Consider the following 24,301-nt stretch of genomic DNA (forward strand, 5'->3'; position numbering starts at 1 on the left):
AGACGATTTCCATTCAAGTATCGAATGAGAATCGTCTTTTTTTAATTTGATTTACCGTACTAGTTAGAAAAACGTGAGTTTTTCAGCAGCCTCGGTTTGCCAAGGGGGTTTTTAACATGGATTGGATAATGGAATGACTAATACGTGTACACCACCCTGACCGAGGCGGTGATATTCAATTCTCCAGGCTGGATCGGGGTGGATGCCATTTTTGAAAAGGTGCTCGTTTGGAAAAGGATTGGGGTAGTGGTTTCTGATACTTCGTCAACTTGATTAGGAATTGGATTCAATGAGATTCCTATTGTTCGAGCCATGGAGAGTGCCTTTTCGTATGCCTTTTTTATAGCGAGCGAAAGTGCCCTGTTATAGTATGCTTCTGGATTGGATAAGGAAAAGCGGATGCTTGTGATCGAATTGGCACCGCTTCTGACTGCCGTGTCGATAATGCTGCCTATTTTTTCGATGTCGGTCGTTTGGGCTTGGATCATGTGCTGGACTTTATAGTTCTTGAACAATTCCTTTCCGTCGATATAATCATATTGTGGATCGATTCTGTAATCACTCGTTTTCAATTGCTCTTCGGGTATGCCAGCGGATTTAAGCGATGCGATGACATTCGCGATTGCTTGGGAATTGGCCTGCTGGGCCTTTTGCGGGTCCTTATCCTCTGTTATGACTCCAAGGGTGACTATGGCTTGATCCGGAGCAGCAGATAGCGTCTCTGAGCCGGAAACTCTTAATGTATGTTCAGCATTGCGGTAATAATCCCTATCGGGGGCATTATATTCTTGATTCATGTTGACACCAGCCTTTTTAATAAGATCTCAACCCTATTGTACGAAGTAGGAGCGGGAAACATGATTGAATTATCTCTTCTTTATCAATGGCTTCAAAAAATCGATAATAAATTGTACAAAAAAACACTCGGCCTAGAACCGAGTGCGTATTATTTGTGAATGACTTGAACCCTTCCAACCTGGCCATCTGTCAATCTTACTTTAATTCCATGAGGGTGACTGCTGGAGTTGGTTAAAATATCTTTTACAGTTCCACGTGTTAGTTTTCCGCTGCGTTGATCTGCTTTAAGCACGATGTCCACGGAGGTACCTGGAGTAATATCTTTTCGATTTTGACCGTTCATGTTTCATCAATCCTTTCAGAGTTATTTGCAATCATTCAATCATGCAGTAACTTCAGTATAAGGAAAACGGCGGACCCAGTCGACTATTACTAACATTGTCCATTAGCGTATTTTTTTCAATGGTTCGACGGCAGGACCATTTAAAACTTCCCCAGTTATAGAGTAACGGGAGGCATGGCATGGGCAGTCCCAGGTACGGTCGCCGCTGTTCCATGCAACCTCACACCCCATATGGGTACATGTGGAATCGACAATATGCAGCTGGCCATCATGATCACGGTAGCACCCAGCCTTGTCTCCATTGACCTTCACGATTGCTCCTTCATCAATGCCTAAGTCTTCTGGCGTTTTAAGAATGGCGGCCAATTTGCCTTTTATCAAATGTTTCGCTACATCAGCATTAACTTGAACCATATTCTTCAAGCCTTTTAAACGGGAAGGGTCATACAATTCTGCATACCGGTTATCCCTTTGTAAAATATGGTCAGTCAAGATTTTAGCGGCAATCGATCCATTCGTCATACCCCATTTTGCATAACCGGTTGCAATTTGAACGTTTTGATGATTGGATGTCACTGGACCGACGAAGGGGATATTATCCGGTGACATAATATCTTGTGCCGACCAGCGATACGGAATATCCTTCACATCGAAATATTGGGAACTGAAGTCCTTTAAGGCCTCATAATGCTCGATAGTCGAGATTCCCTGGCCTGTTTTATGGCCTTCCCCGCCGACAAGTATAAGTTTTTCCCCATTGTCCAATTCCGTATAGCGAAGGGAACGGGTAGGGTTGTCTGCACTGTAATACATCCCACCTGGATATTCCTGTTCAGTCTTAATTCCAAGTACATAGGACCTTTTTACATGAACACGGGCAAAGTATAAGCCCGTTTCATCATTGAAAGGGAAGTGGGAGGCAACGATTACCTGATTGCTTTTGATTGTATGTCCAGTATCGGTTTGAACGGCCGGTGGGTCGCCGTCTTCAATCTTCATGGCCGTTGTCCGTTCATAGATTGTCCCTCCAGCTTCAAGAATCGTGGAGATGAGGGCAGTTAAATATTTTAACGGATGAAACTGAGCTTGATCTTTCATTATCACAGCAGCTTTACAAGGAATGGAGAAAGGGATACTCTCTGCATAATCCCCCCGAATGCCAAGTTTCTGATAGGCTTTCAGTTCATTTTGGACTTTGCTTTTATATTCATCGGTGTTCGCATAAACATAAGCATCCTGTGCAGTCAAATTACATTCAATGGAATGTTCTTCTACCAAGTCTTTGATTAATTTCATTCCATCTGCATTCGCTTCATAATAGAGTTTGGCCTTCTCTTCTCCATGTTCGGTGATCAACTGGTCATAAATCAGGCCATGCTGGGCTGTGATTTTTGCTGTAGTGTGTCCCGTCGTTCCAGTAAGGATTTCGCCTGCGTCAATCAGTGTGACTTTAATGCCTTGTTTAGCCAATAGATAAGCGGAAGTGATTCCTGTTATTCCGCCGCCAACTATTAAGACATCAGTGGTTATATCTTTATCTAGTTTAGAAAACGAAGGGAAAGTTAACGCACTGCGCCAATAAGGTTCCGGAAATTGAGGAAGGTTTGTATTTTTATCAGTCATTTGAATACCTCCATAACAGTTCATTAGTAAATCGTCCATTTATTACCATGCCCAAATCTGCTGTTTATACGCCTATTTTCTGTAAAAAAGAGATTTGAAAAATACATTATTTGGTTTGTTTACAAATGCGTACACATGTAAACAAAAATAGTTGTGTTGTACACAAATTAGTAAACATGTTTACAATCACGTACACATGGCTATATATAAGGTGTATACATATTTGTTCCTATTGTAAACAAATTGAAAACAATTCGAGAAATATAGTTGCAACTAATGAAGGATTGACTATCGTGGTAACTTTTTCTATCCTTAAAGGGAATGCTTCACTTAATTTTTTTCTATAAAAAAGGAGATGTTTTTAGATGAGTTCTAGAATCGCAGCAATAGACGTAGGAAATGATGCTATTAAAGCTATTTTTGGAAAGCTAGAGTCTGAACTATATATACCGAACGTCATTGCAAAAGACATAGAGGACCGTCCGGTCATTGGGATTGAGGAACTTGACGAAAAAAACCCATTGGAAGGGATTCATATTAGAGTTCATTCACCAGCCCTGCAAGACAATAATGCTATATATCGCGTTGGGAACTTGGCGACAAAAAGCGATAATCCTACAGAACTGGATTTGGGAAGCAGTAAATCAGAAGAAGATCAAACATTAGTCATGCTTTTTGCGGCTCTGGCATTAGACGCTGCCAAACTGGGGAACAATGATAAATTCAAAAAAGTGAATAACGTTGTGGAAGCCAATTATACACTTGGAACGGGCTTGCCTCTTCGCGAGGTTAAAGAAGGGAAAGACGTCGGGTATCGCTCGAAATTACTCGGATCCGTCCATCAGGTGGAATTTTTAATTACCCCTAAATACCAAGGCATGAAGGTCAATATCAAATTTGACGAGGTGAAGGTCTATCCAGAGGGATTCGCAGCATACATCAATTTAGTCATGGATAATGATTTAAATATCATTAACCGTGAATTAATAGATAGAAGAATACTCATTCAGGATATCGGTGGATTATCGACAGATATCGCGGTCATTAAAAACCGTAAAGTTGATGATGACAAGGCGCAAGGGTTCAATTTAGGAGTAGCTGAAGCCCTTGAATCGATCCGCGAAGAAATCAGGAAGAAACATGGTGTCGAGTTGGACAGCAGGCGCGATGTCGTTGAAATCATCACGAAGAAAAATGATCGCAATCATATTATGGTTCGCGGAAGCCGGACAAGCGTCCATGATATCGTTGACCGTATTTTGGGAGAACTGGCCAAAAAGCAATATCGCCACCTGCGTAATGTATGGCAAAAAAATTCACAAACGGAAATCTGCTATTTTGTAGGCGGGGGATCGATTGTCCTGAAAGATTACTTGAAAACATTGAATCAAAATTTCGATGGCTACAATATAGACTTTTTCGAAGATGAACGGGAAAGCGTTTGGATGATGGCAAACGCCTATTATAAATTGATTTCGGATTTTAATCGCCGGAATTCAAAGGAACAGAATCAATCCCAGCAAAAGAAGAAAGAACAAAGAACAGGCTCCATTAAATAGGTGAGAGAATGAAAAAAACAGCTTCTTCTGAAATTAAAAGAGGACAAGCCATCACTTTTCGTATCCCTTCGGATGTATCAGATTATACGTTAAGACAGCTGCAGAAATTGAAGGAAACGGAAAGAAGAAATTTTTCCAGTAAAATTGCCGAGTATGTTCTCGATGGAGTCGGGCAATCAGCCCATCAGGAACGGGAAATGATTGCCCTGCCCATGCCGAACAAGCTAAGCAAATCTCAGCGTGATTGGCTCAAGCATTCCCACTCAGAAGCTATGCTTGGAACGATTATGTACAACCTATTATCCGATCCTTTACGCGCTACGGCCTTGCTTGCCTCATTGAACAGCCATGTATTGAATGAGGAATCGTATATGCAGGCCGAGCCTGAAGAGAAGGAAGCTGAGGATGTCCAGGAAGACTTGCCTAAGAAAGATCTGGATGATTTTGATTGGAGTTTGGAAGTACCCGAACAACAAGTGGAAGAACCAGAACAGGAAGAGGAAAATCTTGATGATCTCCTAGGTGATTTTCTTGATCAAATGAACCAGTAATATATAGGAGGATATCTGACGAAAAGTTGGATATCCTTCTTTTTATTGGAGAGCTGGTTAAAAAAAAGAGGAACCACAGGGGTCCCTCTTGAAATGATCAAGCTAGGAAAATCAGTTGATAGAGGAATAGAGCTGCAAACATGTACACGAACGGATGCACTTCACGGAACTTGCCTTTAGCCATTTTTAAAATAGGATAGGCGATGAATCCAAGTGCTATCCCGTTTGCGATGCTTGACGTTAACGGCATGGCGACAATGACCAAAAAGGCTGGGAATGACTCGTCAAAGTGTGTCCAGTCAATTTCATTAATGCTTTTAATCATCATACTTCCCACGATGATCAAGCTTGGTGCCGTGATTGCCGCTACATCTGAAACAGCCCCTATCAGTGGACTGAAGAAGGCAGTTATTAAGAAAAGGATGGCCACAACTAACGCGGTTAAACCTGTCTTGCCGCCTGCTCCTACCCCAGCTGAAGATTCAACTGAGGCTGCGGTCGGGCTTGTACCGAACATGGCACCAACGGTAGTGCCGATGGAGTCTGCAAAAAAAGCACTGCCGGATTTTTCAAGCTTATTATTCTTCAACAATCCAGCTTGACGAACAATACCTAATAAAGCACCTGTCGTATCGAACAACATCACAAGCAAAATGGAGAAGACGACGCCATAAAGCCCGTAGTTAATGACATCCGCGATAGATGTGATTGGATTGGCGACTATTATCCCTTCAGGTAATGAAGGTGTGGAAACAAGTCCATCTATTTTCAATTGCCCTGTAAAGTAAGCAATTATGGCCGTCACGATCATTCCGATGAATATCGCACCCTGTACATTACGAACGATCAGTACAATCGTTATGACCAGACCAACCAATGTAAGTGCCACACTAGGATCCCGGAAGCTTCCAAGGGTAACTAGGTTTGATTTATGCTGTGTTACGACGCCTGACAAGCGAAGTCCGATAAAGGTGATGAAAAGTCCGATTCCGGCACTGATTGCATGCTTTAAGTTATTGGGGATGGCCTCGATCAATTTTGAGCGGAAAGAGGTAAGGGATAAAAGAATAAAGATGATACCGGTAACAAAGACTGCCGAAAAGGCAACTGTGTATGAGATATCATGGGTTCCCAGTACCGAGTATGCAAAATAAGCATTCAATCCCATGGCTGGCGCTATGATAATTGGGTAATTGGCTAAAAGGGCCATGCATAGGGTACCGACTATTATTGCGATTATGGTTGCTGTGAATGCCTGGTCGAAAGGAACTCCGGCATCAGAAAGGATCATTGGGTTTACAACGATGATATAAGCCAGTGTTAAAAAGGTTGTAAGCCCCGCAAGTACTTCCGTCTTGATATTTGAATTCCGTTCTTTTAATTTAAACATGCGGTCACTCCTTTTTTATATACAAAAAATCCTTGCAAAATTCTACAAGGAGAAGATGCTTACCCTTTTTCAAGTAAGTAGCTCGATAGTATGGATAATAAATCTTATAAAATTATATTAGAAAAATAACTAAAGTACAATAGCATGAAAAATTTTAAGGTACAGGTTTTCTCGAAAATAGATAATGATATACTAACAAATAGCTTAGACTAAGAAAATGACCTTTAGTGAAGGAAGCAAACCCATTTCCTGAAGTTGGTTTACTAGTAAATAAAACGAAGAAATTCAGAAAGTAGGCAAATACATGACAAAATTCATCGACCTTGGCGTCAGCCCGGCGATTAACATGATATTAAAGCAAATAGGAATATCTAGCCCCACCCCCATACAGGAGAAATCGATACCGGATATCCTTGCTGGAAGAGATGTCATCGCGAAGGCGCAGACGGGAACGGGAAAGACGTTGGCGTTTTTGCTGCCGATCCTGGAGAAAGTCGATCCCGCTGCATCCCACATACAATCACTGATCGTCACGCCAACCAGAGAATTGGCTTTGCAAATCACAGCTGAATTGAAAAAATTCGCCAATGAAATCGAAGGGCTTCAGGTGCTTGCAGTTTATGGAGGACAGGATGTCGAGCAGCAAATGAAAAAGCTGACAAGAAATATTTCTGTGGTCGTGGCCACACCAGGCAGGTTATTAGATCATTTAAGAAGGGGCACCATTGACCTTTCCCAAACTCAAACACTTGTGCTGGATGAAGCGGATCAAATGTTACATATTGGATTTTTACCAGAAGTGGAAGAAATCATGGGTCAGCTTCCAGAGGAACGCCAAACGTTGCTCTTTTCAGCGACGATGCCTGAACAAGTGCATCAATTGGCTAAGCGCTACATGGATAAACCATTAACCGCCGCTGTGAAGGCTGAGCAAGTAACGGTCGAACAAATCAGACAGCTTGTCATCGAGACGACCGATCGTGCCAAACAGTCGTCATTAATTAGCATAATAAAAGAAGAACAGCCATACCTGGCGATCATATTTTGCCGTACAAAACGTCGCGTTTCAGTTTTGAATGATGCCCTAAAAGCAGCCGGATTCAATTCTGAAGAACTCCATGGGGACCTTTCACAGGCAAAGCGGGAACGCGTCATGAAAAACTTCAGGGATGCCAAGCTTCAGTATTTAGTGGCAACGGACGTTGCTGCACGAGGACTTGATGTAGAAGGCGTGACACATGTATTCAATTATGATGTTCCCGAGGACGCTGAAAGTTACATCCATCGAATTGGCCGTACAGGCCGAGCGGGTGAGAATGGCTTGGCTGTAACCTTCATTGCCACGAAGGATCTTCAGCTTTTAAGCGATATAGAAAAAGGGATCTCCATGAAAATCGAAAGAAAGACGATTGAAGGAGTCACAATGTTCCAACCTGATGAGGTGGGACATAAAAAGAAACGATATGAAGATACTTCTGAAGGTAGTGCCCGTCGACCGCGTACAGGTGGGGGAAGACGCCATCGGGAACGGATAGATACGAGAGGACCGAATCGTGGCAGTCACCGTTCTGTAAACCAAACTGATAATCGTGAAATCGAAAGGGAAAAACCACGAGGAGGCCGGATGGAAAACGGTCGTGGACCCAAACGTGAAGATTCACGGGGAGCCCGGGTGGAAAACAGCCGCGGACCAAAGCGTGAGAACCCGCGGGGAGGGCGCTCGGAAGACAGCCGTGGACCAAGACGAGAAAACCCGCGGGGAGGGCGCTCGGAAGACAGCCGCGGACCAAGACGAGAGAATCCGCGGGGTGGCCGCTCGGAAGACAGCCGTGGACCAAGACGAGAGAACCCTCGGGGAAGCCGTTCGGAAGACAGCCGTGGACTACTGCGTGACAATCCACGAGGAGGTCAAAGAGATAGCCGTAGATCAACTACTAGTACACAGGGGCCAAGTAGTCTTAGAGGTGGATCTGGCAGCAGTTCCAATAGAGGGAGAAAACGGTAAAGGGAGGAGACGGGAGTGGAAAAGCCTTGGTTGGCAGAATATCCAGTTTCCTTAGATCTGGCAGGGAAATTGATCAGGCTTCAGTTTCCAGAAATTGAGTTGAAAGAGATCAAGCAGCTTGGGGAGGGTTTCGATAATACGGTCATACAAATCAATGGGCAATTTGTATTCCGTTTCCCTCGACGCCCTATAGCGGTTACGTTGATTCAGGTGGAGAATCAGCTTTTGCCTTCAATTGCAGGCACTTTGCCGCTTGATATCCCTGAGCCGATTTTTTTGGGGAAACCAAGTACCATCTATCCATATCCTTTTACCGGTTATAAAATCGTTAAGGGACATTTACCTGTAGAAGGATCTGTTGCAAATAAAATAGAATCGGCAAAAAGATTTGCCCATTTTTTGAAAGTCCTTCACGGTTTTCCTGTAGATAAGGCTAGGAGTTTAGGTGTACAGCCTGATGGATTGAGAAGGCTCGATGTATCCTTTCGCCAAAAATCACTAATGGAAAATGTCTCAACGCTATTAAAGTTAGGGTACAATGAACAGGCTTATGCGGTTAAGGGTTTTGTTGGAGGGATAGGCGAGTTGGATGTTCAGCATCCGAGTTCACTCGTTCACGGAGACATTCATATCCGGAATGTTTTACTTGATGACGAAGGCATTCTTACAGGTATCATTGATTGGGGAGATGTGCATATCGGAAACCCTGCCATTGATTTCTCCTTTTTATATAGTTATTTCCCAAGAGAAGCGCGCCGAGGCTTTTTTGAAATCTATGGCGAAATCGAAAAAGAAACGGAGAGTTTAGCCAGATTCAGAGCAATATATATGCTTGTTACATTACTCGTATATGGCATTGACCGCCATGATGAAGAGCTGATAGCCATTACGAGTACCGGTTTGAAATTTGCTATAGAAGAATAATTGTAATGCTCTTTTGATGTTTAGGAGGTTCATATGAAGGCAAGTTATTATCATTCAATCACATTAATGGGGAACATGTTGGAACAAGCTAATATTCCTTATCAATATACAGGTCGACCTGCTTTGTTCGTGCAAGGAGTGGATATTGATGATTATAAGAACATCGTCATTGATGTCCAATGGGATCTTTTTGATGAGGCTTTAGATCTTTTTTCCGAATACTCCCCGACAAAGCCTGAAAAAAGTCCTGAGACTGCCTCCTTTCAAATGGATGTCGAGGGGATTTCTGTCACTGTCCGCTGCCGGTTTAACACGACCATTAAAACAGACCCTTATCGTTTGTCTATAAAAATGGGGGATTTGGAGGTATGGTGCAGGTCGTTGTACAGTTATTTATACGACGAAGAAATGAGAAAGTACAGTTCCGAGATTCATGCTTACTTATCTGCCGAGCAGAAAGGGTTCACAGCGGAAAATGAACAGGCGTGGAACCAGAATAATTACTTAGCGCTTGTCAATCGTTATGGGGATCCCGTGGAACTGGCATCAAAAATCAAGCAAAATCCAAAATGGAGACTGCACCCTTTTTATAAATATATGGGGGACATAACCAATAAAAAAATTACACATTTGATGGGGTCGAACGGTGTTAAAGCCGTTGCCCTGGCCATATTGGGAGCTGAAGTGAAAGTTGTTGATTTTTCCCAGGAAAATGCAACGTTTGCAAATGAGCTGGCAAATGGGGCCAATGTCTCCATCGAGTATATCGTTTCGGATGTGCTTTCATTACCATCGGAACATGAATCAGGGAATCAGGATTTGGTCTTAATGGAGCTTGGCGTGCTTCACTATTTAATTGATCTCCAGCCGTTATTTGAAAAAATTAAATGGATGTTGAAACCCGGAGGCCGATTCGTACTGCATGAATTCCACCCGATTTCAACAAAGCTCATTACTTCGAATGGCAAAAAACATAAGATAACAGGCAACTATTTTGCGCCGGCAATCGAAAATAATGAGGTCGCTTTTTCCAAGCATATGCCGGATGAGGAAAAAGGGAGCCTTTCAAGAGTTGTACAACGTAAATGGACAATCGGGGAACTAATAACGTCAATAGGTCAATCAGGGCTTGTTATTAAAGTACTCGAGGAAGAACCTAATCATAAAATCCACGATATTGGACTTCCGAAAACATATACATTGGTGGCGGAACGAGTTTAAGCTGCTGGTTAGGGAAATAAAGCTGACTGAATGAGCCTTTCAGTCAGCTTTTTTTATTTCATAATAAAGGGGATGCCGCGTTCTGCGACATCCCCTAAAAAAATTAATTTTGGGCCGACCATTCTTCTACATCCCATACTTTGGTAACCCAATCTTCATAGAAGTCAGGTTCATGGCATACGAGGACAATCGTTCCTTTATACTCTTTCAATGCACGTTTCAGTTCTTCTTTTGCAACAACATCCAAATGGTTAGTCGGTTCATCGAATAACAGCCAATTGCTTTCAGTAAGCATAAGTTTACACAGACGCACTTTTGATTGTTCACCACCGCTTAAATGGCTCATCGGACGTGTAATGTGCTCGTTTTTCAGACCGACACGGGCAAGAATGGCACGTACCTGTGGTTGGTCCAGATGCGGAAATGCATTCCATACTTCATCGATCGGCGTCGTATTGCCTGCTTTGACTTCCTGTTCAAAATAAGAAGAAAAAAGGAAATCGCCAAGTGATCTTTTGCCGCTTAGAGGATCAATTTTACCCAAAATCGTTTTTAAAAGAGTGGATTTACCAACTCCATTACAGCCGACCACGGCAATTTTTTCTCCCCGTTCGATTGTCATGGACAACTTCGGAAGCAATGGGCGGTCATATCCAATTTCCAAATCTTCACCTTCAAATACATAACGGCTGCTCGCACGTGATTCTTTAAAATCAAAGGTAGGTTTCATTGCAGTTTCTGGACGATCGATACGTTCCATGCGATTCAATTGCTTTTGACGGCTCTTTGCCCGACCGGTCGTTGAGTAGCGGGCTTTATTTTTTGCAATGAAATCTTCTTGCTTTTTAATGAATTCACGCTGTTTTTCATAGGCATTGATGTGCTGATTTTTATTCAATTCTGCAAGCTCAAGGAATTTTTCATAAGTTGCCGTGTAACGGGTCAGTTTTGAAAATTCAAGATGGAAAATGACGTCGACGACGCCGTTCATGAACTCGGTATCATGCGAAATTAATAAGAAAGCATTAGGATATTCCTTCAGGTAGCTGCTCAGCCAGCGGATATGCTCTACATCCAAGTAGTTCGTCGGTTCATCAAGGAGCAGTACTTCAGGCTGTTCCAAAAGTAACTTGGCTAGTAAAACTTTTGTCCGTTGTCCACCGCTTAGGGCAGAAACGTCACGGTCCAATCCGATTGCATCCAACCCTAAGCCACGTGCCGCTTCTTCAATTTTAATATCCAGATTGTAAAAACCACCGGCTTCCAGCTTGTCCTGGATTTCACCCATTTGTTCCAAGAGTTCTTCAAGTTCTTCTGGAGTGGCTGTCCCCATTTTCTCTGTTACTTCATTCAATGCTTTTTCCTGCTCGAATAAAGGTAAGTATGCATCCCTTAAGACGTCGCGAATCGATTTACCTTTAGAAAGTATCGTATGTTGATCAAGATATCCATATTCGACACCAGGTGTCCATTCCACCCGGCCATCATCATGGATAAGCTGTCCAGTAATGATATTCATCATCGTTGACTTTCCGACACCATTTGCCCCTACCAAACCAACATGTTCGCCGGCCATCAGGCGGAAGGAAACATCCTTGAATAAGGTGCGGTCGCCAAAGCTATGTGCTAATTTATCTATAGAAAGTAAGCTCATTTTATATTGAACCTCCCAATTAATTTGAAAAAATCCCTACGTTTCATCATACTAAAATCTGCGCGGGATTGCTATCTAATCTATTAATTTACATATATGCCCTTGGGTAACAAGCGAGCCCTTGTCAGGAAAATCAAAATGATGGATATAGGATCGACACCTGTTGGTCCTGTTTTCAGATGCCATGCCTGTGCATTATCGCCCTGTCATAAATTATATGAGATAATAGAGAAATCAGTTTAAAAGGGAAGGATGTTTACTATGAGTAAAACAGTCGTACTGGCCGAGAAACCTTCGGTCGGAAGAGATATAGCAAAAGTACTGAATTGCGGGAGAAAGGGTAATGGTTTTTTTGAAGGCGATCAGTATATCGTCACATGGGCTCTAGGTCATTTGGTGACACATGCAGATCCAGAAACTTATGATGAAAAATATAAAACTTGGCGCCTTGAGGACCTGCCCATGTTGCCGCCTTCTTTGAAATTGGTCGTGATCAAGCAATCGGGCAAGCAATTTCAATCGGTTAAAACACAATTGAACCGCAATGATGTCAAGGATATCATCATTGCAACAGATGCAGGCCGTGAAGGAGAACTTGTTGCACGCTGGATTCTCGAAAAAGCGAATGTGAAGAAGCCGATCAAGCGGCTTTGGATTTCCTCTGTAACGGATAAAGCGATCAAAGATGGATTTAAAAAGCTGAAGGATGGCAAGGAGTATGAAAATCTATTTGCCTCTGCTGTGGCCAGAGCGGAAGCGGACTGGATCGTTGGGATGAACGCGACGCGTGCCCTTACAACCAAGCACAATGCCCAGTTATCCTGCGGTCGGGTCCAAACGCCGACACTTGCGATGATTGCAAAAAAGGAAGAAGAAATAAAACAATTCCAGCCTAAGAAATATTATGGCGTTTCGGCAAATGCAGAATCCAATTTGCGCCTAATCTGGCAAGATGCCCAAACAAAAGATATACGCACATTCGATAAAGCCAAGGCAGAAAAGATTCTAGCAGCCGTGAAGGGGAAAAAGGCAGAAGTGGTGGAAGTGAACAAAGCCCATAAGAAAAGTTTTGCCCCTTCTTTATATGATTTAACGGAACTTCAACGGGACGCCAATAAGAAATTCGGCTATTCGGCGAAAGAGACGTTGTCGATCATGCAGCGCTTATATGAAAGTCATAAAGTCTTGACGTATCCAAGGACGGATTCACGCTTTTTATCAACGGATTTAGTTGATACGCTAAAAGAAAGATTACAGGCCGTCAGCATTAAACCATATGCCCAGTATGCATCGAGGATCCTGCGCAGCCCGATTAAGGCCAATAAATCGTTCGTGGATGATAGCAAGGTATCAGATCATCATGCAATCATCCCCACTGAGCAAACGCCACTGCCAGGAAAACTGAGCGACAAAGAATCGAAAATCTATGATCTGGTCGTTAAAAGGTTCCTTGCCGTATTGATGCCGCCTTTTGAATATGAGCAAACGACCATAACCGCAAAAATGGGGCAGGAGACGTTCATGGCAAAAGGGAAGGTTGTCCTGAAATCAGGCTGGAAGGAAGTCTATGATCACCAATTCGATGAGGAAGAGGCTAAAGATGGCCTTGCCGAGCAACTGCTTCCGAACGTTCAAAAAGGTGACAGTTTAACCATTTCGACTGTGAAACAAACAGAGGGTGAAACGAAACCGCCGGAACCATTCAATGAAGGCTCGCTTCTTTCGGCAATGGAAAATCCTGCTCGCTTCATGGCAGGGGAAAGCAAAGAACTCATCAAGACTTTGGGTGAAACTGGCGGGATTGGGACTGTAGCAACGCGTGCTGACGTAATTGAAAAACTGTTCAATAGCTTCCTGATCGAAAAGAGATGGAAGGGTCTTCATGTTACTTCGAAAGGAAAACAACTCCTTCAATTGGCACCTGAAGACTTACGATCTCCGGCACTGACGGCTCAATGGGAGCAAAAGTTAACAGCAATTGCAAAAGGAAAGCTACCAAAACAGGCTTTCATCGGCGATATGCGCACCTACGCTAAAAATATCGTTCGTGAAATCAAAAATAGTGACCAAAAATTCAAGCATGATAACGTGTCAGGAACGAAATGTCCTGATTGCGGCAAGCTGATGCTTGAAGTAAATAGTAAAAAGGGAAAAATGCTTGTCTGTCAAGATCGTGAATGCGGCCACAAAAAAGGTGTTTCACGTGTAACAAATGCCAGATGTCCACAATGTCACAAAAAGATGGAAATGCGCGGTCAAGGAGAAGCACAGACATTCACATGTAAATGCGGTTTCCACGAAAAACTTTCATCTTACAATAAACGAAGAGGGCAAAATAAAAATCAAAAAGTATCAAAAAATGAAGTCTCCAATTATATGAAAAAGCAAAATAAAGAAGAGCCGATCAATACTGCATTAGCGGATGCTTTGGCCAAACTGAAATTCGATAAATAAAAGAAATGGGTCCTTCACTATAAGTTTTTATAGTGAGGGCTCTTTTTATGGGCAGAGTGGGCATAATCCTTGTTGTTTTCTGCTTCAGCAGGACCATCTTTCCTGACAATAAGATTGCCGCTTAATGAAGTTGTGAAATTCATAAAAAAAGACAGTGGAAAGGGATGGAGCATTCGCTCCATCCCTTTCCATATATCGCGGCTACGACTAAACTTCATTCAGTACGGTTCCGTGCAATTCATATTCAAGTGTTTTGTCAGTTTTGTGTGTGTGTTTATCCGAATCTACTAGTGTAAGCGTACAGAATGGCTGCTGATCACCAGGACTGAAAATTGCTTCATCATTCTCTGGATTCCATAGGCTGTAAATACTCATGATCAGTATCCTCCTTTGGGTGAGAAGACTAGTAATTCCCTTTTTGATTATGATCTAACTCTTCAATTGACTCTAACGCTGATCACCGGGACTAAACACCGCTGCGTCATTCTCTTTGTTCCATTGGCTTCTGATTGTACTCATCGTGCACATCATCTCCTTTGGTGAGAATGTCTTACAGTATTTGTATACCCGGGTTGGACAAGTTGAAACATCTATTTTAAAAAAAGTGTAATTTATATCCATTATTTTTCTGCAGATATTTATCGAAATAAAAAAATGAATATGAATTAAATGGTTAATTTCATAATATATTGTTCGCCAATAATTCCAACCTTTCTCAAACCCGTATCATGAAATCCAACCCTAAAATACAGTTTTTGTGCGGGGATGTTCTTATGATTGACAGCTAATACAATTTCATCGCAATTAGGAAATTCTAATTTAACAAACTGGGCTAGTAGGAACATCCCTTGTTTTGCATAGCCTTTTCCCTGCTGCTCATAATCAATTGATAATGCGGTCAGCAACATGGCATTCGGGTTAGTCGAATATTCTTTTACGCGATCTGTTGAATGCAGTAAAAAGAAACCCACAGGTTCATCATCACTTAAAATGACAATTCGATGCTGTCCTTTTGCTACGTCTGTAAACTTGTTTGGCAAGGCAGTAAATAGATCTTGTTCTTCAGGTAGTTCAAAATGATTTAGTTTTTCGGAATATTCATCTGAAAAATGCTTTAACTCAACGAAATTTACCTTTTCCATAAAATGCTCCCCCTATTCCTTTCTGTTATATATTACCATTATGAAGCTGGTTATCTTCTTAATTTTAAAAAATATGGCAAGCTCCTCTAAAGAAAGTTTAAAAAACACTATTGGACATTACTTCGACTAAATTCACTATAATTATGCTATTGATATACAAAATAGGAAAAGAATATCTCTTTTTGAATAATTAGAGCTAATTTAAAATTAAAGTTCACCGAATGTTCGTTTTTAAATTATTATTTACCATTTAATTTCAAAGATTTATCCGATACATATCATGATAACTACAATTTTAAGTCAAAAAAGGGAGGTAAAGCAGAAAGTGGAATTTCTTTAATAGATGAGACTATGACTTCGCATCTTTAAAAATTCCCCTGACAAAATGTAGCTTTTTATCTTTTTGCATCAAAATCCTCGCACATAGAAAATTTGATCATCATGTAACAAGGATATAGTAAAGGGGACCAATGCCGATGAATAATAACTTTACAAAAATGAGTATAAGAAAAGCAGGAGCTAGCGCTTGTATATTGGCCGCAGCCATAATCGGAACTACTTTAATGCCTAAGGATGCAAGTGCACATGGATTTGTCGAAAAACCCGGTAGCCGAGCTGCGTTATGCAGTCAAACTTATGGGGCCCTTAACTTGAATTGTGGAAGTATAATGCATGAACCACAGAGTTTAGAAGCCCCTAAAGGATTTCCGGAAAATGGGCCAGCAGATGGTGAGATTGCTTCTGCCGGTGGTAAGTTTGGCGGAATTCTCGATCAACAAAAAGCTGATCGCTGGTTTAAGAATTCAATCACTGGCGGTGAAAATATTTTCACATGGAAATACACCGCACCGCATTTAACGAGCAAATGGCACTATTATATTACAAAAAAAGGTTGGAATTCTAATAAACCTCTAACCCGTGCTGATCTTGAACCAATTGGAGATATTCAACATGACGGTTCTGAAGCATCTAATAATCTATCGCATAAAATTAACGTACCAACAGACCGTAATGGATACCATGTGATTTTGGCTGTTTGGGATGTAGCTAATACTTCTAATGCTTTCTATAGTGTTATCGATGTTAATTTAATAAATGATGATAAACCGGACACAGAAGCTCCAACACAACCAAAAGAATTACATGCAGTGAAGGTTACAGCAAATAGTGTGGAATTAAATTGGGAGCCTTCTACAGATAACGTAGGGGTGAAAGAGTATCAAGTATTACGTGAAGGAAAAGTAATTGATACAGTACCAGGAACAACATTTACAGATCGGAAATTACAAGCTGATACGGAATATACATATACAGTGAAGGCAGTGGATGCAGCAGGAAATGTTTCTCAAGAAAGTGAAACTGTTGTTGCAAAGACAGGTAACGAAGTACTGGATACGGAAGCGCCAACTCAGCCAAAAGGACTGCATAGTATGGGGGAAACCTCAACTAGTGTTAACTTAATGTGGAGTCCATCAGAAGACAATATAGGAATTGACCATTATGTAGTATACAGGGAAACAGCAAGTGGACAAATGACAGTAGTCGGCAAATCCGACATTGCATCATATATGGACATGAACTTAAGATCTGATACAACATATAAATACACAGTTACAGCAGTAGATGCAGCAGGAAATGAATCGATTAAAAGTGATACTTTTGCAGTAACTACAAAAGAGCAGAGCTCATCTTATGAACAATGGGATTCATTTAAAGCATATACTAAGGGTGACAGAGTAGAACATCAGGGGAAAACCTATGAAGCGGTTCAAAGTTATCAAGGAAACGGCGATCCAAACTGGATATTTGCTTTATCGTTATGGAACGAGATTTAATTTAAGTACCACTTAAGAGAGCAAGAGGATTTTGGTGCAAAAAAACTGAAAATAAACATACTAAAAAACGCAGGAATGAAGAAAAAAAGTCATTCATTTGAGAAAGTACTGGGACAAGCTAACGTCCGAGGAGAAAGTTGTAATGGTGTTAGAATCATGAGGTTTTTCTCAAACACACCTGTATCATGCAAAGAATAACCCTGTACCAATAAAATAAAACAGCCAAAACCTCGATACAACAAGGTTTTGGCTGTTTTTAATTAGCGTCCCAGATAGGAATCGAACCTACGACCTACAGCTTAGGAGGTACTGCTTATTACAGTTTCCCTAACAAGTAGGTATGGATTGTTTATAAATGCTATTATAATCGGCAATTTCATTTATTGAATGGGGAAAAGTATTTGGTGATGATGTGTTAGCCACAGCGATTCTAGATCGTCTCCTTCATCACTCTGTCACTTTTAATATAAAAGGGGAATCTTATCGTCTCAAAGAAAAGAAAAAAGCAGGAATAATCCCTGCCAATTTGACTGAGTAACCGATAGAAATGGGGATTTTTATTCCGATGAAAATGGGGAAAAGTAAACCGATATTGACACTTGTATAACCAAGTCTAAATAAACGTATCGTACAGAAGAAAAAGAACGTGTTTAAAAGGTTGCAATAGCTACGGAAATTATAACTGGTGTCTAACATTAAATACCTCACTGATTAATAAGCTGTTTTTTTAATAAAAATAGGTGCTTTGTTTATTCATTGGGGGACTTTGCTCCTGACTCCTAAGAACCAGGTCGGCCCCGTAGTCACCGGAGGTCTTTGTTACCTGGGCCTGGTACCCGTGAACCTCTAATAGGAATTTGAGAAACACTTCAAAGTCGGCACCCTTCATCCGGTCTACTTCGTAAATGTCTGAGTTCCTAAGGTTTCTCTCCCATTCTTTCCTACGTTTCTTTGCCCGAAAATCCTCTTTTATAATCCACGCTACTAACCCTATTATTATTATGAAAATGTAGGGTCCAGTCATAAATTCCTCTAACATGATGGAAATACTCCTTATATTGGATATAATTATGTAAAAAAATAGGAAGGCCGAAGCCTCCCAGGGTGTTACTTCAATTTGATTTGCTCGTATTCTCCACCAGACCAGCCAGCTCCACTAGATACTTCGATATTGTACTCTTTAGCTTCAGCAGGAAGTTCGAATACTACTTTACCTGACTTCGAGATATTTGGATTAATAGATTCTAGGAAGAATCCGATTCCACCCTCATTTACGTACATGTCTAGTTCAGCATCAGGATCATATTCAGTGCCGTCAGAAGTTTTTACTTTGAACATTGTTGTGTCGGCCATACGTGCCTTTTTATCAGTGTTCTTAATTGACATGTCAACTACTACGAATTTACCTTCAGTCGTTTTGTCTCCAAGTACGTTACTGATCTTTTGCGTTTCGGAAACACCTTTTACTACGTACTCGATTTTGCCAACTTTTACAGTGTCCCCAACATTATGTTGTTTAGGAGCTTCTTCTTTAGGAGTCGAAGTTGTTTCAGTTGCCTTGTTGTCAGTGCTTTTAGTAGACGGTGTTTCTTCATCTTCCCCACCGTTCGCTATGCTGATAACCACGATTATTGCTAAGACCCAGAACCACCATCTTTTATAGATAGGCTTCTTTGCTTTTTTCTCTTTACTCATAATATTCATTTCCCCTTTACCATACAGTTTTATGTATCTATGACTATGTTACTATACCATCCTATCCCTGTATTGAATAGTAAGGTAATTACTTTTTTTATTGATCATTAGTCCACCTCAACGACACCCTATCTAGAAAATACCTCAAAATTAGCCCGGCTGCGGTTTATGGTTGTGTAAAATCACAGTTATTTGTAAGTTCGCTTTCGCAAACCGTGGTGTATATTTTCCAACCAACTGCCGGGCCGGATGGAGGTACCCACGTCCCCCTATGGTACCCTTCGGATATTTCACCCTTTCCTACAGATTAGTTACTTGGGGAGGTTAACGACGGCCCACGTAGGTTCCTGACTCTAATCGTTATCATTCTCTCTCATTAATCATGAGGATATTAGCACCCTCTACTGTACGTGTTGAGTGCAATGATATGTGTTGGTCAATATCTATGTGGTGATAGGTACACCGATTGGCGTATGGGGAAAACCTTATAACTACCCCCTTGTCCATACCTCTATGATAGTAGTCTTGCTGGTGCCGAATGCCGTTACGTAGTACAGTTGTACAGGCCATAGGGAAGGCCGTATGAAGGTGTTAGTGTTAGGGGGTATGAACGAACTAGGGAAAAAGTTTGGGTGCCAATTACCTTTGTTGACGTTACCACCATAGTACTTGCAATAATTAATAAAATTTGTAATAAATCTGAATCCATATATATTCCCCCTGAATTCTACTTTTTAAAGCCTATATAATTAATATAAGCAGGAAAATGAGAAATTTTCCAAAACTCAGGGGTATAGCAAAAATTATTCCTAATTCACCGATTTAACATAATAGATAATTACCTTCATTAAAGTAATTCAAAATCATAGTTACTTCTTCATCTGAAAAACCCTTTACTTCTTCTTCAGCATCTTGTTTAAGGTTCTTGATATTCTTCATTGGATTATCGCGTGTTATGCCTTCTTCAAACCAGAATTTACACATGGTTCGCAATGTTCGTAACCTGATATTGATTGTATTTACTGATAAAGTAGTGGTTTTCTCACGCTGTTCATCACCTGCATAAGCCCTCTTATTCTTTGAAAAAGTGATGTAATCTCTTATCAATGAAGGCGTTAAGTCACTGACATGTTTAAAAGTAGGCTGATAAACAGATAAGTATTCCGTTAAATACCTAATGTGCCGTACATATTCGCCTAATGTTCGCTGTCGAACATCTTCAGCAACTTTTGCACGAAGGAAGACTTCTAATGCTTCCTGTAGCGTATATTCTATAGTGAAACTTTCTGTAGTCTTACTAGAAAATTTCCGTTCCTTTAGCTGTGTACCACGTTGTTTAATAACGTGTTTAACCAAAAAGAAAAGCACCTCCAAACAATGAAAACTTTTAGTGAATAGAATCACCATTGTTTCCCATGTTCAGAAGTGCTTTCATCCGACATACGTGATGCAGCCTTTTTCAGTTAAGTCAAAAGAAAAACCCTGCTATAAAACGGCTTTAACCGCACTATAACAGGGTTTATAAACTTTAGCGTCCCAGATAGGAATCGAACCTACGACCTACAGCTTAGGAGGCTGTCGCTCTATCCTGCTGAGCTACTGGGACATATAAAAAAGTCGACGACTTATTTATTATATTTCTTATAGGCAAACTTTTCAAGTTAATAGCAATAATTATTATAAAAAAAATCATCTAGCCGTATAGGGGGAACCCAGCGCTTGTGTTTCCTTACCTTTCATTAAATGGAATACTTTATTATTTCCTGGTTTTCTGGTACTATTATGCTAGAAAAAATTAGGAGAATGATAGTGGGGAATAATAAAGTTTTATGGATGGTGACGCTGCTGGGGATTTTAATTTTACCAGCATGCTCACAAGGGATTTTAGAGGGTATAGGCACAAAGACGGCTGCGCCGATCACGGAAGATAACATTGAAGTGGCTGCAGCAGCGGAGAATGACACTGGGCAGGATTCGGAGGAAGAATTATATCCTGAACGAATCGATACGAGAAACTGGATAATAGCTGAGTCCGCGGTACAGCTTCCAATATTGATGTATCATAGCATTTCTGAAGGCAATAATCTTCGGGTACCAAAAGAGGAATTCCGATTGCAAATGGCTTGGCTTCGGGAAAATGGTTACTATACATTATCCCCTGAAGAAGCATTCCTCGTTTTAACCGAAAATCGGATGCCAAGTGAGAAGTGTGTCTGGCTTACTTTTGATGATGGCTATACAGATAACTACACGGACGCTTTCCCTATACTAAAAGAATATGATATGAAAGCGACTGTCTTCATGATCGGGAAGTCCATCGATAAAGGTCATCACCTGACTGAAAAGCAAATGGTTGAGATGAGAGGGAATGGGATTTCAATCGAAAGTCATACGATTAACCATTTGGAGCTGAACCGCATGACGGCAGAGCAGCAAGAAGCGGAAATGGTCCAGTCAAAGGATCTGTTCGATCGTATCCTCCAACAGGAAACGACAGTGCTTTCCTATCCAGTTGGTCGTTATAATGAAGAGAGTCTCAGGCTTTCAGAAGAGGCTGGCTATAAGATGGCCGTCACTACTGAACCTGGAGGAGCTTCAAGGGACCAAGGGATGTATGCCCTGCATCGAGTTCGGATTTCACCCGGATTATCAGTCGGTGGGTTCGCGTCGCTGATAGAAAATGCTTCAAATCATTGAAGATGGACGGTGCATTTCGAACTTGTTCAGAAAAATCATATAATAATCGATTCTTACATGGTGTATAATGAAGGCAGTGAAAATTATATACATATGAACGATTTGGTGTCTTAATGACTTAAAAGGGAAGCTGGTGAAATGCCAGCGCGGTCCCGCCACTGTATATGGGAGCTGACGGCTATGTACCACTGTATTGGGATATGGGAAGGTGCCGTTGACGATGACCATGAGCCAGGAGACCTGCCAAGATTCGTACACCTGTAACCTACGCGGATGGGAAGGTGTGTGGCAGACCCTAAGAGTCCGTAATTATATTGTTGCCATACAAGCATCTTCCGTTTAACGGGAGGTGCTTTTTGTTTTGGGGGCATCTTCCGAGATTATTAGGTGGGAAGAAATTAAATGAAAAGATTGTGGGGAATGAAAATGAAAAAGATTTTTGGTCTGATATTGTTGATGTTGCTTACTGCAGGCATGATGGTTGGCTGCAGTGACGCTACTGATGAAGGAAAAGAAAAGCAGCAAACGAATCATGCTCAACACAAAGCTTTCCCGATTACGATTAAAGATGCAACTGGGGGAAAAGTTACGATAGAACAAAAACCGAAGAAAATCGTGTCGTTGATACCAAGTAATACGGAAGTGGTCTTTGCACTTGGTTTGGGTAAAAAGGTCGTTGGTGTTTCCGACAATGATAATTATCCGGAAGAAACGAAAAAAATCGAAAAAGTTGGCGGAATGGAAATGAACACGGAGCTGATTGTCTCATTGAAGCCCGACCTTGTTCTTGCCCATGCATCAAGTGCCCATAATTCGAATGAGGGTTTAAAGCAGCTTAAGGATGCTGGAATAGATGTCCTTGTAGTCAATGATGCACAAAGCTTTGACCAAGTCTATGAGTCTATTGATATGATTGGGCAGGCAACGGGAGAACATGATAAGGCAAAAGAAATCGTTACGGATATGAAAATGAAGCTCAAGGATATTCAGGAAAAAGCCAAATCCGTTAAGGAAGCGGATAGGAAGACCGTTTTTGTTGAGGTTTCGCCATCACCGGAAATATTCACACCTGGAAAAAATACTTTCATGAATGAGATGCTTCATATTATTTCAGCGGATAATGCTGCTGCTGAATTGGACGGTTGGGCAAAAATTGATGAAGAGTCGATCATTGCTGCAAATCCTGATGTCATCATTACAACGTATGGTTATTATACGAAAGATCCAGTTAGTGAAGTGACGGGCCGAAAAGGATGGCAAGATGTAAATGCCGTTAAGAATGGCCAAGTCTTTGATGTCCATTCTGACTTGGTGACCCGTTCCGGTCCACGCTTAATAGAGGGAGTAGAGGAACTTGCCAAATCAGTCTATCCGAACCTATTTGACAACTAAATGGACGTTTGCTTATTTAATTGCGTTGTTATTTTTGTTAATTGCAATGACGATAGGCATTTCCTTTGGTTCGGTGCCAGTACCGATTCCCGTACTTATACAAATAATCGGCAAGGAGATTTTTCATTTACCGGTTTCTGCTGATTCTGATGTGATGCTTACGAATATCGTGATGAACATCCGCTTGCCGCGTGTGTTGCTTGCGGGTTTGGTTGGGTCATCACTTGCGATTGCGGGTGCGGCTTTTCAGGGACTGCTCCGGAACCCGCTCGCTGATCCTTACACATTAGGTATTTCATCTGGAGCATCGGTCGGCGCTGTATTGACAATATTCTTGAATATATCACTGCCATTCATCGGTTTATATACTCTTCCGGCATTGAGCATCTTATGCTCAGTGCTCACGATGCTCTGCGTACTGACTTTTGCAAAAAAAATGGATCGATCGATGAAAGTGGAAACGATCATTTTAACGGGAATCATTTTCAGCTCGTTTTTAAGTGCCTTCATTTCATTGATGATTGCGCTGACGGGTGATGAATTAAGACAAATCATCGGCTGGCTGATGGGAAGCGTTTCCATGCGTGGATGGAATTATATTGCAATCATTTTGCCGTTTTTTATCATTGGTTCGTTGACCTTGATCATGAATACAAGTGAATTGAATGCAATGACTTTCGGGGAAGACCGGGCAAAACACTTAGGTGTGAATGTTAAGCGGCGGAAAATGTGGATCTTGATAGCCGGTTCGACATTGACAGGGGCAGCCGTTGCCGTTTCGGGGGCGATTGGCTTTGTAGGATTGGTCATTCCTCATTTGGTCCGAAAGATTTGGGGACCTGACCATAAACATTTGCTTCCGTTGTCATTGTTGATAGGAAGCGGATTTTTAATATTGGCGGATTTTGTGGCACGAACGATCATTGCCCCATCGGAACTGCCAATCGGGGTGATCACCTCACTTATCGGGGCACCGGCATTTGCGCTGATTTTATTAAAGAGACGGAGAGAAGGGTAA

20 protein-coding genes, 1 tRNA gene, 1 pseudogene and 1 riboswitch are annotated in these 24,301 nt (G+C 41.5%); of the genes and pseudogenes, 11 read left to right on the top strand and 11 right to left on the bottom strand.

Annotated elements, in window-relative coordinates; all coding sequences use genetic code 11:
- Positions 1-137 precede the first annotated feature (137 nt).
- From ACQKKK_RS05895 to ACQKKK_RS05905, 3 genes are all read right to left on the bottom strand, one after another.
- The gene (locus ACQKKK_RS05895) at positions 138-797 is read right to left on the bottom strand and encodes an SIMPL domain-containing protein (RefSeq protein ID WP_427614818.1); all 660 of its coding nucleotides are present in this window, start codon (positions 795-797) and stop codon (positions 138-140) included.
- A gap of 149 nt (positions 798-946) precedes the next feature.
- Positions 947-1,141: a YwbE family protein gene (locus ACQKKK_RS05900; protein WP_053348380.1), complete on the bottom strand. Its 195-nt coding sequence runs from the start codon at positions 1,139-1,141 to the stop codon at positions 947-949.
- A 102-nt stretch (positions 1,142-1,243) separates the two neighbouring features.
- Positions 1,244-2,764, bottom strand: coding sequence for an FAD-dependent oxidoreductase (locus tag ACQKKK_RS05905; protein WP_427614819.1), 1,521 nt, complete (start codon positions 2,762-2,764; stop codon positions 1,244-1,246).
- Between the two features lie 365 nt (positions 2,765-3,129).
- Between ACQKKK_RS05905 and ACQKKK_RS05910 the strand changes: the two genes are divergently transcribed.
- Entirely contained in the window at positions 3,130-4,323 is a 1,194-nt protein-coding gene (locus ACQKKK_RS05910; RefSeq protein WP_427614821.1) for a ParM/StbA family protein, read from the top strand.
- Between the two features lie 8 nt (positions 4,324-4,331).
- Complete coding sequence (locus ACQKKK_RS05915; protein WP_427614823.1) at positions 4,332-4,874, top strand: hypothetical protein; 543 nt, start codon at positions 4,332-4,334, stop codon at positions 4,872-4,874.
- A 97-nt stretch (positions 4,875-4,971) separates the two neighbouring features.
- Here ACQKKK_RS05915 and ACQKKK_RS05920 read toward each other — a convergent pair whose 3' ends face one another.
- Positions 4,972-6,264, bottom strand: a complete 1,293-nt coding sequence (locus ACQKKK_RS05920) for an NCS2 family permease (protein WP_427614824.1) — start codon at positions 6,262-6,264, stop codon at positions 4,972-4,974.
- Positions 6,265-6,568: 304 nt separating this feature from the next.
- On the opposite strand from ACQKKK_RS05920, the gene ACQKKK_RS05925 reads away from it, so the two are divergent.
- From ACQKKK_RS05925 to ACQKKK_RS05935, 3 genes are read left to right on the top strand one after another with little or no spacing between them, the layout of a single operon-like run.
- A complete protein-coding gene (locus ACQKKK_RS05925; RefSeq protein WP_427614826.1) occupies positions 6,569-8,269 on the top strand; it encodes a DEAD/DEAH box helicase in 1,701 nt (566 codons plus the stop codon).
- Between the two features lie 15 nt (positions 8,270-8,284).
- Complete coding sequence (locus tag ACQKKK_RS05930) at positions 8,285-9,193, top strand: phosphotransferase (RefSeq protein WP_427614828.1); 909 nt, start codon at positions 8,285-8,287, stop codon at positions 9,191-9,193.
- 33 nt (positions 9,194-9,226) lie between these two features.
- Positions 9,227-10,414, top strand: a complete 1,188-nt coding sequence (locus tag ACQKKK_RS05935) for a class I SAM-dependent methyltransferase (protein WP_427614829.1) — start codon at positions 9,227-9,229, stop codon at positions 10,412-10,414.
- A 103-nt stretch (positions 10,415-10,517) separates the two neighbouring features.
- Here the strand turns inward: ACQKKK_RS05935 and ACQKKK_RS05940 are convergent, their stop codons facing one another.
- Positions 10,518-12,068, bottom strand: a complete 1,551-nt coding sequence (locus ACQKKK_RS05940) for an ABC-F family ATP-binding cassette domain-containing protein (protein WP_427614830.1) — start codon at positions 12,066-12,068, stop codon at positions 10,518-10,520.
- 261 nt (positions 12,069-12,329) lie between these two features.
- On the opposite strand from ACQKKK_RS05940, the gene ACQKKK_RS05945 reads away from it, so the two are divergent.
- On the top strand, positions 12,330-14,522 hold the full coding sequence (locus ACQKKK_RS05945) for a DNA topoisomerase III (protein WP_427614832.1): 2,193 nt from the start codon (positions 12,330-12,332) through the stop codon (positions 14,520-14,522).
- Between the two features lie 207 nt (positions 14,523-14,729).
- On the opposite strand, the gene ACQKKK_RS05950 is transcribed toward ACQKKK_RS05945, so the two are convergent.
- Complete coding sequence (locus ACQKKK_RS05950) at positions 14,730-14,897, bottom strand: hypothetical protein (RefSeq protein WP_427614833.1); 168 nt, start codon at positions 14,895-14,897, stop codon at positions 14,730-14,732.
- 290 nt (positions 14,898-15,187) lie between these two features.
- The gene (locus tag ACQKKK_RS05955; protein WP_427614835.1) at positions 15,188-15,664 is read right to left on the bottom strand and encodes a GNAT family N-acetyltransferase; all 477 of its coding nucleotides are present in this window, start codon (positions 15,662-15,664) and stop codon (positions 15,188-15,190) included.
- Between the two features lie 476 nt (positions 15,665-16,140).
- Between ACQKKK_RS05955 and ACQKKK_RS05960 the strand changes: the two genes are divergently transcribed.
- Both ACQKKK_RS05960 and ACQKKK_RS05965 read left to right on the top strand, forming a co-directional pair.
- Positions 16,141-17,499: a lytic polysaccharide monooxygenase gene (locus tag ACQKKK_RS05960; protein WP_427614837.1), complete on the top strand. Its 1,359-nt coding sequence runs from the start codon at positions 16,141-16,143 to the stop codon at positions 17,497-17,499.
- 379 nt (positions 17,500-17,878) lie between these two features.
- Positions 17,879-18,037 (top strand): annotated as a pseudogene (locus ACQKKK_RS05965) (ATP-binding protein); the annotation flags it as partial.
- A 189-nt stretch (positions 18,038-18,226) separates the two neighbouring features.
- Here ACQKKK_RS05965 and ACQKKK_RS05970 read toward each other — a convergent pair.
- From ACQKKK_RS05970 to ACQKKK_RS05985, 4 genes are all read right to left on the bottom strand, one after another.
- Positions 18,227-18,538: a restriction endonuclease gene (locus ACQKKK_RS05970; protein ID WP_427614839.1), complete on the bottom strand. Its 312-nt coding sequence runs from the start codon at positions 18,536-18,538 to the stop codon at positions 18,227-18,229.
- A gap of 68 nt (positions 18,539-18,606) precedes the next feature.
- Entirely contained in the window at positions 18,607-19,194 is a 588-nt protein-coding gene (locus ACQKKK_RS05975; RefSeq protein ID WP_427614841.1) for a DUF4352 domain-containing protein, read from the bottom strand.
- Positions 19,195-20,016: 822 nt separating this feature from the next.
- Entirely contained in the window at positions 20,017-20,550 is a 534-nt protein-coding gene (locus tag ACQKKK_RS05980) for a site-specific integrase (RefSeq protein WP_427614842.1), read from the bottom strand.
- Positions 20,551-20,726: 176 nt separating this feature from the next.
- A tRNA-Arg gene (locus ACQKKK_RS05985) sits at positions 20,727-20,800 on the bottom strand.
- A 197-nt stretch (positions 20,801-20,997) separates the two neighbouring features.
- Between ACQKKK_RS05985 and ACQKKK_RS05990 the strand changes: the two genes are divergently transcribed.
- The 3 genes from ACQKKK_RS05990 (at position 20,998) to ACQKKK_RS06000 (ending at position 24,301) form a co-directional block, all read left to right on the top strand.
- Positions 20,998-21,891 (top strand): polysaccharide deacetylase family protein, encoded by an 894-nt coding sequence (locus tag ACQKKK_RS05990; protein ID WP_427614844.1) that lies wholly within the window; start codon positions 20,998-21,000, stop codon positions 21,889-21,891.
- A gap of 86 nt (positions 21,892-21,977) precedes the next feature.
- Positions 21,978-22,153: riboswitch (cobalamin riboswitch) on the top strand.
- A gap of 158 nt (positions 22,154-22,311) precedes the next feature.
- Positions 22,312-23,283 carry an ABC transporter substrate-binding protein gene (locus ACQKKK_RS05995; RefSeq protein ID WP_427615287.1) on the top strand — a complete coding sequence of 324 codons (972 nt, stop codon included), beginning with the start codon at positions 22,312-22,314 and terminating at the stop codon, positions 23,281-23,283.
- Positions 23,246-24,301 (top strand): FecCD family ABC transporter permease, encoded by a 1,056-nt coding sequence (locus tag ACQKKK_RS06000; protein ID WP_427614845.1) that lies wholly within the window; start codon positions 23,246-23,248, stop codon positions 24,299-24,301. The genes ACQKKK_RS05995 and ACQKKK_RS06000 overlap by 38 nt, the downstream gene beginning before the upstream one ends.

The organism is Peribacillus sp. NPDC006672, from assembly GCF_050274955.1.
In the GTDB taxonomy this organism is placed as follows: domain Bacteria; phylum Bacillota; class Bacilli; order Bacillales; family DSM-1321; genus Peribacillus.

Coding starts and splice junctions, on each gene's coding strand:
- ACQKKK_RS05895 (WP_427614818.1), bottom strand. CDS start 797: ATGAATCAAGAATATAATGCCCCCGATAGGGATTATTACCGCAATGCT.
- ACQKKK_RS05900 (WP_053348380.1), bottom strand. CDS start 1,141: ATGAACGGTCAAAATCGAAAAGATATTACTCCAGGTACCTCCGTGGAC.
- ACQKKK_RS05905 (WP_427614819.1), bottom strand. CDS start 2,764: ATGACTGATAAAAATACAAACCTTCCTCAATTTCCGGAACCTTATTGG.
- ACQKKK_RS05910 (WP_427614821.1), top strand. CDS start 3,130: ATGAGTTCTAGAATCGCAGCAATAGACGTAGGAAATGATGCTATTAAA.
- ACQKKK_RS05915 (WP_427614823.1), top strand. CDS start 4,332: ATGAAAAAAACAGCTTCTTCTGAAATTAAAAGAGGACAAGCCATCACT.
- ACQKKK_RS05920 (WP_427614824.1), bottom strand. CDS start 6,264: ATGTTTAAATTAAAAGAACGGAATTCAAATATCAAGACGGAAGTACTT.
- ACQKKK_RS05925 (WP_427614826.1), top strand. CDS start 6,569: ATGACAAAATTCATCGACCTTGGCGTCAGCCCGGCGATTAACATGATA.
- ACQKKK_RS05935 (WP_427614829.1), top strand. CDS start 9,227: ATGAAGGCAAGTTATTATCATTCAATCACATTAATGGGGAACATGTTG.
- ACQKKK_RS05940 (WP_427614830.1), bottom strand. CDS start 12,068: ATGAGCTTACTTTCTATAGATAAATTAGCACATAGCTTTGGCGACCGC.
- ACQKKK_RS05945 (WP_427614832.1), top strand. CDS start 12,330: ATGAGTAAAACAGTCGTACTGGCCGAGAAACCTTCGGTCGGAAGAGAT.
- ACQKKK_RS05950 (WP_427614833.1), bottom strand. CDS start 14,897: ATGAGTATTTACAGCCTATGGAATCCAGAGAATGATGAAGCAATTTTC.
- ACQKKK_RS05955 (WP_427614835.1), bottom strand. CDS start 15,664: ATGGAAAAGGTAAATTTCGTTGAGTTAAAGCATTTTTCAGATGAATAT.
- ACQKKK_RS05960 (WP_427614837.1), top strand. CDS start 16,141: ATGAATAATAACTTTACAAAAATGAGTATAAGAAAAGCAGGAGCTAGC.
- ACQKKK_RS05970 (WP_427614839.1), bottom strand. CDS start 18,538: ATGTTAGAGGAATTTATGACTGGACCCTACATTTTCATAATAATAATA.
- ACQKKK_RS05975 (WP_427614841.1), bottom strand. CDS start 19,194: ATGAGTAAAGAGAAAAAAGCAAAGAAGCCTATCTATAAAAGATGGTGG.
- ACQKKK_RS05990 (WP_427614844.1), top strand. CDS start 20,998: ATGATAGTGGGGAATAATAAAGTTTTATGGATGGTGACGCTGCTGGGG.
- ACQKKK_RS05995 (WP_427615287.1), top strand. CDS start 22,312: ATGAAAATGAAAAAGATTTTTGGTCTGATATTGTTGATGTTGCTTACT.